The 6,865-nt window shown below is 55.7% G+C and carries 8 protein-coding genes and 1 pseudogene; all 9 read right to left on the reverse strand.

The genetic code is table 11. The features are described 5' to 3' along the window. Positions 1-371 (reverse strand): SDR family NAD(P)-dependent oxidoreductase (locus QZ279_RS12770; RefSeq protein WP_293451460.1); only part of this gene is annotated, 371 nt, incomplete at its 3' end. A gap of 1 nt (position 372) precedes the next feature. Continuing rightward, on the reverse strand, positions 373-1,419 hold the full coding sequence (locus QZ279_RS12775; protein ID WP_293451462.1) for a transketolase family protein: 1,047 nt from the start codon (positions 1,417-1,419) through the stop codon (positions 373-375). After that, positions 1,412-2,254 carry a transketolase gene (locus tag QZ279_RS12780; protein WP_293451464.1) on the reverse strand — a complete coding sequence of 281 codons (843 nt, stop codon included), beginning with the start codon at positions 2,252-2,254 and terminating at the stop codon, positions 1,412-1,414. Before QZ279_RS12780 ends, QZ279_RS12775 begins: the two co-directional genes overlap by 8 nt. Positions 2,255-2,753: 499 nt before the next feature. Beyond that, positions 2,754-3,500 carry a TIM barrel protein gene (locus tag QZ279_RS12785; RefSeq protein ID WP_293451466.1) on the reverse strand — a complete coding sequence of 249 codons (747 nt, stop codon included), beginning with the start codon at positions 3,498-3,500 and terminating at the stop codon, positions 2,754-2,756. Further along, on the reverse strand, positions 3,497-4,147 hold the full coding sequence (locus tag QZ279_RS12790; RefSeq protein WP_293451468.1) for an aldolase: 651 nt from the start codon (positions 4,145-4,147) through the stop codon (positions 3,497-3,499). The genes QZ279_RS12785 and QZ279_RS12790 overlap by 4 nt, the downstream gene beginning before the upstream one ends. After that, the gene (otnK, locus tag QZ279_RS12795) at positions 4,144-5,394 is read right to left on the reverse strand and encodes a 3-oxo-tetronate kinase (RefSeq protein ID WP_293451470.1); all 1,251 of its coding nucleotides are present in this window, start codon (positions 5,392-5,394) and stop codon (positions 4,144-4,146) included. The genes QZ279_RS12790 and otnK overlap by 4 nt, the downstream gene beginning before the upstream one ends. Continuing rightward, positions 5,395-6,294 (reverse strand): L-threonate dehydrogenase, encoded by a 900-nt coding sequence (ltnD, locus tag QZ279_RS12800; protein WP_293451472.1) that lies wholly within the window; start codon positions 6,292-6,294, stop codon positions 5,395-5,397. A 73-nt stretch (positions 6,295-6,367) separates the two neighbouring features. After that, on the reverse strand, positions 6,368-6,523 hold the full coding sequence (locus QZ279_RS12805; protein ID WP_293451474.1) for a hypothetical protein: 156 nt from the start codon (positions 6,521-6,523) through the stop codon (positions 6,368-6,370). A 54-nt stretch (positions 6,524-6,577) separates the two neighbouring features. Further along, a pseudogene (locus tag QZ279_RS12810) lies at positions 6,578-6,865 on the reverse strand (gfo/Idh/MocA family oxidoreductase); the annotation flags it as partial.

The raw sequence follows: 6,865 nt of genomic DNA on the forward strand, positions 1-6,865 counted from the left end.
GCTTGCGACATATAAAGTGTACCGCGCAGGTTCACATCCAGCACATCATCGTAGTTCTGTGGTCCGATCTCCATAAACTTCAACGGCTGGGTGATCCCTGCGATATTCACGAGGACATCTATTTGGCCAAACGCAGTGATCACGTCGGCGACGATGATTTCGCAGGACGCCTTGTTGGTCACATCACACGCGCGCCCCACATGACCTTCACCGGGTAAATCTGCCGCCGCTTGGTCTGCTGCATCCGCATCAAGATCCAAAATTGCAACGCGGCACCCGTGTTCAGCAAACATCACTGCCGCAGCCTTTCCCAAACCGCGCGGACTTGCACCGCCTGTGATGATCGCCGTTTTGCCGTTCAAAAGCTTCATGTCAAAGCCACGCTTTTACCGACGCCGTTACAGCATCCACCGAAATTCCATATTGATCGTGCAATGTCGGCAATGCCCCCGCATCCAAGAACGCATCGGGCAACGCGATCTGGCGGAACGGCACGTGTACGCCCGCCCGCATCAGCGCGGCGCCAACAGCCTCGCCCAAACCACCTGTGATAGAATGGTTCTCGGCGGTGACGACCAAACGTCCCCCCTTTGCTGCTTCAGCCGCGATGGTTTCTACATCCAACGGCTTGATCGTTGGCACATGCAACACAGCGCAATCAACACCATCGGCCTGCAGCCGCTTGGCCACGTCCAAAACACGCATCGTCATGAAACCAGAAGACACGAACAGCACATCGCGTCCCTCACGGATCATCTGCGCTTTGCCCAGCTTGAACTTATAGCCATATTCACCTAGCACATTTGGGACATTGCCGCGCAACAGGCGCATGTAAACTGGACCCGGATGATCGGCGATGGCGCGGGTGGCTTGATCAATTTCGGTCGCATCGCAAGGATCAAGCACCGTCAAGTTTGGCATCGCGCGCATGATCGCGATGTCATCCGTAGCCTGATGGCTAGGCCCATACCCTGTCGTCAAACCCGGCAAGGCACAGACGATCTTCACAGGTAAATTCTCTTCGGCAATCGCCATACAAATGAAATCATAGGCGCGGCGTGAGGCAAAAACTGCATAGGTCGTGGCGAACGGCGTGAAGCCTTCGCGCGCCAATCCTGCGGCCGCCGAGATCATCACCTGTTCGGCCATACCCATCTGATAGAATCTGTCAGGGTACGCTTTAGCAAAGACATGCAAGTCGGTGTACTTTGATAAATCCGCCGTCAGCCCAACGATATCATCACGCGTTTTGGCCAGATCAACCAGCGCATGACCAAACGGAGCAGCGACCGTTTCGCGCCCCTCTGCATCTAGCGATGCAATCATTGCCGAGGTCGTCAGCTTCGATCCATTCTTGGACACGGGCATAGTGCGCGGTGTGTACTTCGATTTACGGCGAGATAAGCTTGCATCATTCATTGGGTCGATCCTCGTCCAATATAGTCAAGGCACGCGCCCATTCTTCAGGTTCCACACGCACGAAATGCGTGATCTCTCGCTCCTCGAGGAACGGCACGCCTTTACACATCTTGGTCTGGCAAATGATCACGCGCGGTACGGGCTCCGAATGCGCACGCGCGGCATCAAACGCCGCAACAAGCGCATCCATATCGTTGCCATCAATCTCTTGCGCGAACCAGCCAAAGCCTTCCCAACGGCCTGCCTCTGGCACTTGGGCCAATGCATCGGTGGTTTTACCGTCAGCCTGTTGATCATTGAAATCGACAATGGCGATCAGGTTATCGAGCTTCCATTGCACGCCCGACATCACGGCTTCCCATGTGGAGCCTTCACCCAGTTCACCGTCCGACATCATGTTGTAAACGAACGCAGGGTTGTTCTTACGCTTCAAACCCAGCGCTATCCCGACGGCAATTCCAAGGCCGTGCCCCAACGATCCACCAGTGATTTCCATCCCCGGCGTATAGGCCGCCATGCCCGACATCGGCATCCGGCTGTCGTCCATGCCATATGTTTCAATCTCGGCCTCGGGTAGGATACCCGCTTCGATCATCGCCGCATAAAGTGCGATGGCATAGTGCCCGATGGATAACAAAAATCTATCGCGGCCTTCCCATTCAGGATCATCGGCACGGTAATTCAGCGCATGAAAGTAGGACACTGCCAATAAATCCGCTGCGCCCAAGGCCTGTCCGATATAGCCTTGCCCTTGCACTTCGCCCATCAACAGCGCGTTGCGCCGGATCGCATACGCCCGTCGCTCAAGACTGACATTTGATGTGTCACGCTCCATCAGCCGGCCCTCCCCTTATTGCTATCATCTTGCGTCCGCTTGTTGCTGGACTCAAGTAAAATTTGGTATACCATTTCAGATTGCCGCTCTAGACTGTTGATAATTTCACTTTACGAGCATCCCGAGAACTCGTCATCCATGCTTGTCCATGCCCCAATGAATGTACTCGCGCTTGCGTCAACAATACGGGCTGTTGACTGATCCACCTGTCTACACAGCGAAGCCAACGTCGGTTCCATCCGTTAACGCGGTGATGCGGTCGCGACCTCAAAAAACGATTTCCCAGCGGGCGAAATGCTGAACGGTGAAGGCGAATATAAGGTCTGGACCAAAGCGATCCCTACTTGCCAAACCCATGATCTAAACGCTGCCCATCAGCTTGGCGCGTCACATCAAACTAAAACGCGCTGTGTGCATGGATCAAATCATCAGGCTCGGTGATGTTTAGATCGTGGGTGAATAAAGTATTTTGGATCTGCAAGTCAAATAGCACACCTTTTTAGACAGCTGACAGCCATCCTAGACTGGCATCCGTATCGCCCTGTGGCTTATATTCCGCACCAATCGGGCAATCCCAACCCAGCCGATCCAAGGCCTGCCAGATATGGGAATAGTTCAACTCTCCATGATCCGGTGTGCCGCGATCGGGGATCGAAGCGACCTGAATATGCCCGATCATCGGTAACAGTTTTTCAAGGCGATGGGTCACGTCGCCCTCAGTCAGTTGCACATGATAACAGTCAAACATCAGCCGAAGGTTCGGCGCGTCAACTTCTTCGATCAACGCCGCAGCTTGGGTCGTGCGGTTCAGAAAATAGCCGGGCGCGTCGTAACCGTTCAACGGCTCAATCAAGATCATGCGGCCCGCCGCTTGCTCGCAAGCATAGCGCAGATTTTCAGCAAAAGTAGCATGGGCCTCCGCCCCTTGAGCAAATCCTGCCATGACATGAACCGCTCCGGTATTGGTCGCCTTCGCATAAATCAGCGCTTCATCAATCGCCGCGCGCGCCTCGTCCTCGCGACCCCGCAAAGCAGACGTGCCGTTTTCACCACTTTTGCCTCGACGGGTGTTTAAGCCCAACATTGGCAACCCTGTTTGTTGCAACGCAGACGCAACAGCATCGACGTCTTGATCATAGGGCCAATGACATTCTACGGCATCAAATCCGGCGGCCTTTGCTGCGTAGATCGCTTCTGGCAACGCTCTATCGGTCCACAAAAATCCAAGATTGGCAGAAAACTTCATGACTCCCACTCCACATCGAACTTCGTCACAATGTCTTTGATCTGCGCAGCGTTCAACTGCCGCCGCGCCATGCCGTGGGTCAGCAATGCCAATCGCGCCGTGTCCTCCAATTCTTCAATCGCATTGCAAGCGGCCTCGACATCTTTGCCTGCAACGACGGGTCCGTGATGCGCCAACATCACAGCTGATCGCTTGCCCGCCAACCCGCGCACCGCGTCGCCCATCGCGGCATCTCCGGGAAGAAAGAGTGGCAGCAGGGCGACTTTTCCAAGCTTCATAATTGCATAAGGAGTCAACAGGGGCAGGAAATTATCGGGGTCTTGATCCTCTAACAGCGACAACGCGACTGAGTGTGCCGAGTGCAGGTGCACGACTGCACCCGCACTAGAGCGGGTCTCGTAAAATGCGCTATGTAGCGGCATTTCCTTGGTCGGCATATCGCCGCCAATATGGTGGCCTCTTGCATCAAAAAGCGACAGTCGCGCCGGATCAAGCCGTCCGAAACTGGACCCTGTCGGCGATACCAGCAAGCCGCCGTCCAAGGTACGAGCCGAGATATTACCCGTCGAGCCCCCGGTCAGCCCGCGATCAAAAAGCGACTTCGCCAGCACGCACATCTGCTCGCGCAATTTCGTATCAGAGCTCACATACCGTCCAACTTTTGCAATGCGGTGGCGAAGAATGCTTCGGCTCCGAAGTTACCTGATTTCAATGCCAGCGCCATCCGTTTGCCGTCGCTGTCACATGCACACCATGGCACACCCGGTGCAATTTCTGGCCCAATGTCCAGCCGCGTCACACCCAAGGCTTGCGTCACAGCGCCCGAAGATTCTCCTCCCGCGACGACGATCCGCCGCACCCCTTGGTCGCGCGCAAACACAGCGATCTTAGCTAAGGCGTTTTCCACCAATGCCCCCGCGCGGTCCCGGCCCAACTTGCTCTGCGCGGCACGCACATCTTGCGGCGTTGCAGTGGCATAAATCAACGGTGCCCCACTTTGCCCTGCCAGCCAATCCAGCACAGGCTGCACCCCATCACGCATCAGCGCGAGCGGGTCCAATCTGTACGACGACGCCAACTTTGCATAGGCAGCAACCTGTCGCTGAGTCATGTCAGAACACGATCCTGACAATACCAAAGCTTCTCCCTTTGGGGCCTGCCACGTGTCCAAAACAGTATCACCGCCTTGGCTATGAAGCGCAGGTAACGGCATCGCCAAAGCACTGCCACCTGTCAACAATTTAAACGATTGGCAGGCCTTAGCTATGACTTCAAGGTCCGCATCTGCAACTGCATCAACGACAACATGCACGATACCTTGATCGGCCAGTCGCGCCAATTCCGCACGCACAGCGTCGACCCCCCGCGCGACGCATAGGCGGTCAACGAGCCCAACATCTCCTGTCACTTGCGGCGCTAATAGCCGCATCAAGTTTGAATCTCGCATCGGCGTCAAAGGATGATCCTTCATCGGGCTTTCCGCCAATGGCTGTTGGCCAACAAACAAATTCCCCATGAATATACTACGTCCGTTTTCGGGAAACGCTGGGCAATAGATTGTCTGCTTTGCCCCCAGCCGCACCATCAACGCCTCGGCCACGGGCCCAATGTTTCCCTCAGGCGTGGAATCAAAGGTCGAGCAATATTTCCAGAAAAATTGCTTTGCACCCGCCGCCTGCAACCACGCAAGCGCGGCCTCGGATTGGGCCACTGCATCCACCGCAGGAATGGTGCGAATTTTCAACGCGATCACTTCGTAAGGTGCTGTATCCGCTGGTGGTCCTTCTGGCACGCCGATCCGCAAAGACACGCGCGCACCGCTTCGCGCCAACAGCCCCGCCAAATCCGTGGCACCAGTAAAGTCGTCGGCAATCGCCCCTAAAAACATCGGCACTTAGTCTTGCCCTGGCAAGGTGAGGCCTGCATTTCGCGCATATACTTTCGCCACAGCTGAATCGTGTTCGCCGCCCAAACCAGACCCCGATGCCGCCAGATATTGCTGCAAAGCCGCTGCCGTAATTGGTGCACTGAATTTGGCAGTCTTTGCTATATCCAAAACAATCCCAAGATCTTTGGGCCAGATGTCTACAGCGCTCAGCGGATGGTAATCACCATTCACAATCGACGGTGCACGGCTTTCGAGCGCCCAACTGTTGCCTGCGCATTGGCTGATCACTTCAAGGAATTGCGCAGGTGCCACCCCTTGCGTCATGCCAAATGTCATCGCCTCGGCCATGGCTGCGATTTGCACACCTGTCAGCATTTGGTTTACCGCCTTCATCGATGATCCAGCACCCGCTTCATCACCCAGCGCAAAAACTTTGGCAGACATTGCATCAAGGGCGGGTCCCGCCTTTTGGAAGGTTGCGGGCGTCCCTGCAGCAAGGATCGACAAAGTGCCTTCTGCTGCCTTTACCGTGCCACCAGAGACAGGCGCGTCCAGATAGAGCAGGCCCAGATCGCCGCAGCATTGCGCCATCTCGCGCGCGAAATCGGGCGCTACTGTCGCACAAGCAATCACAGCAGTGCCTTTGGACAGCTTGCCTGCAATCCCGTCTGCGCCGAACAAGACCGCTTCGGTCTGGACCGCGTTGACGACGACAATCACCGCTGCGTCAAGCGTCGACGCGACTTCATCAAGCACGCCCTCGGCGCCACCCACGGCTTTGAACTTTGCCACAGCGTCCACGTTGATATCAAATCCATGGGTCTCAAGCCCCGCCCGGTGCAAAGCGCCTGCCATGCCAAAACCCATCGCCCCAAGGCCGAATATCCCTACTTTATAGTCTGACATAGCAGCTTCCCATGTTGATTTCTAAAATGGTATACCAGATGATCGGACAAGCCAAGCAGATCAAATCATCCCGTTACGTCTTGAAACGAGTGGCATAGAAATCCACCATCTGGCTCACCATGTCATCGCCCCGCCCCGCGTCACGCGCCTGCGTCAGCGCAGCAAGCGTCCCTTTAGACATGATGTTCAGCAAACCATCCTTCACATGGCCCACCTGCGCAGCCCCCATCAATCCTAGTCCAAGAATCCGATTGCTGGTTTACCCATGATAGAATCCTTTGCATTATGTCCACGTCGCGGCGGCGGTGCCACGTAATTGCGTTTCTATGTCCAATGCCACTTGTAGCGTTCGTGTGGCATCTGCCACATCAATCAACGGCGCGGCACCCCCGATTACATCCAGGAAGTGATCCAATTGTAAGGCCAACGGGGCGGCTTCGTTGGCCGCTACATCGACGGACACTGTCTGGGCTGCCTGAGCCCAGTCCACACCGTTCCATTGAGTCAACGACGGGAAACTGATGCCGCCTTGCGTGCCTGTGATCCACATCATGTCTTGGTTTGTGGTGCC

Origin of the sequence: Planktotalea sp., assembly GCF_018607965.1 — a bacterium.
Lineage (GTDB): Bacteria > Pseudomonadota > Alphaproteobacteria > Rhodobacterales > Rhodobacteraceae > Planktotalea.

What these genes read in the sequence shown, in the direction of transcription:
- ltnD (WP_293451472.1), bottom strand. Translation starts at nt 6,294, where the DNA reads ATGTCAGACTATAAAGTAGGGATATTCGGCCTTGGGGCGATGGGTTTT.
- QZ279_RS12775 (WP_293451462.1), bottom strand. Translation starts at nt 1,419, where the DNA reads ATGAATGATGCAAGCTTATCTCGCCGTAAATCGAAGTACACACCGCGC.
- QZ279_RS12805 (WP_293451474.1), bottom strand. Translation starts at nt 6,523, where the DNA reads ATGGGGGCTGCGCAGGTGGGCCATGTGAAGGATGGTTTGCTGAACATC.
- QZ279_RS12785 (WP_293451466.1), bottom strand. Translation starts at nt 3,500, where the DNA reads ATGAAGTTTTCTGCCAATCTTGGATTTTTGTGGACCGATAGAGCGTTG.
- QZ279_RS12780 (WP_293451464.1), bottom strand. Translation starts at nt 2,254, where the DNA reads ATGGAGCGTGACACATCAAATGTCAGTCTTGAGCGACGGGCGTATGCG.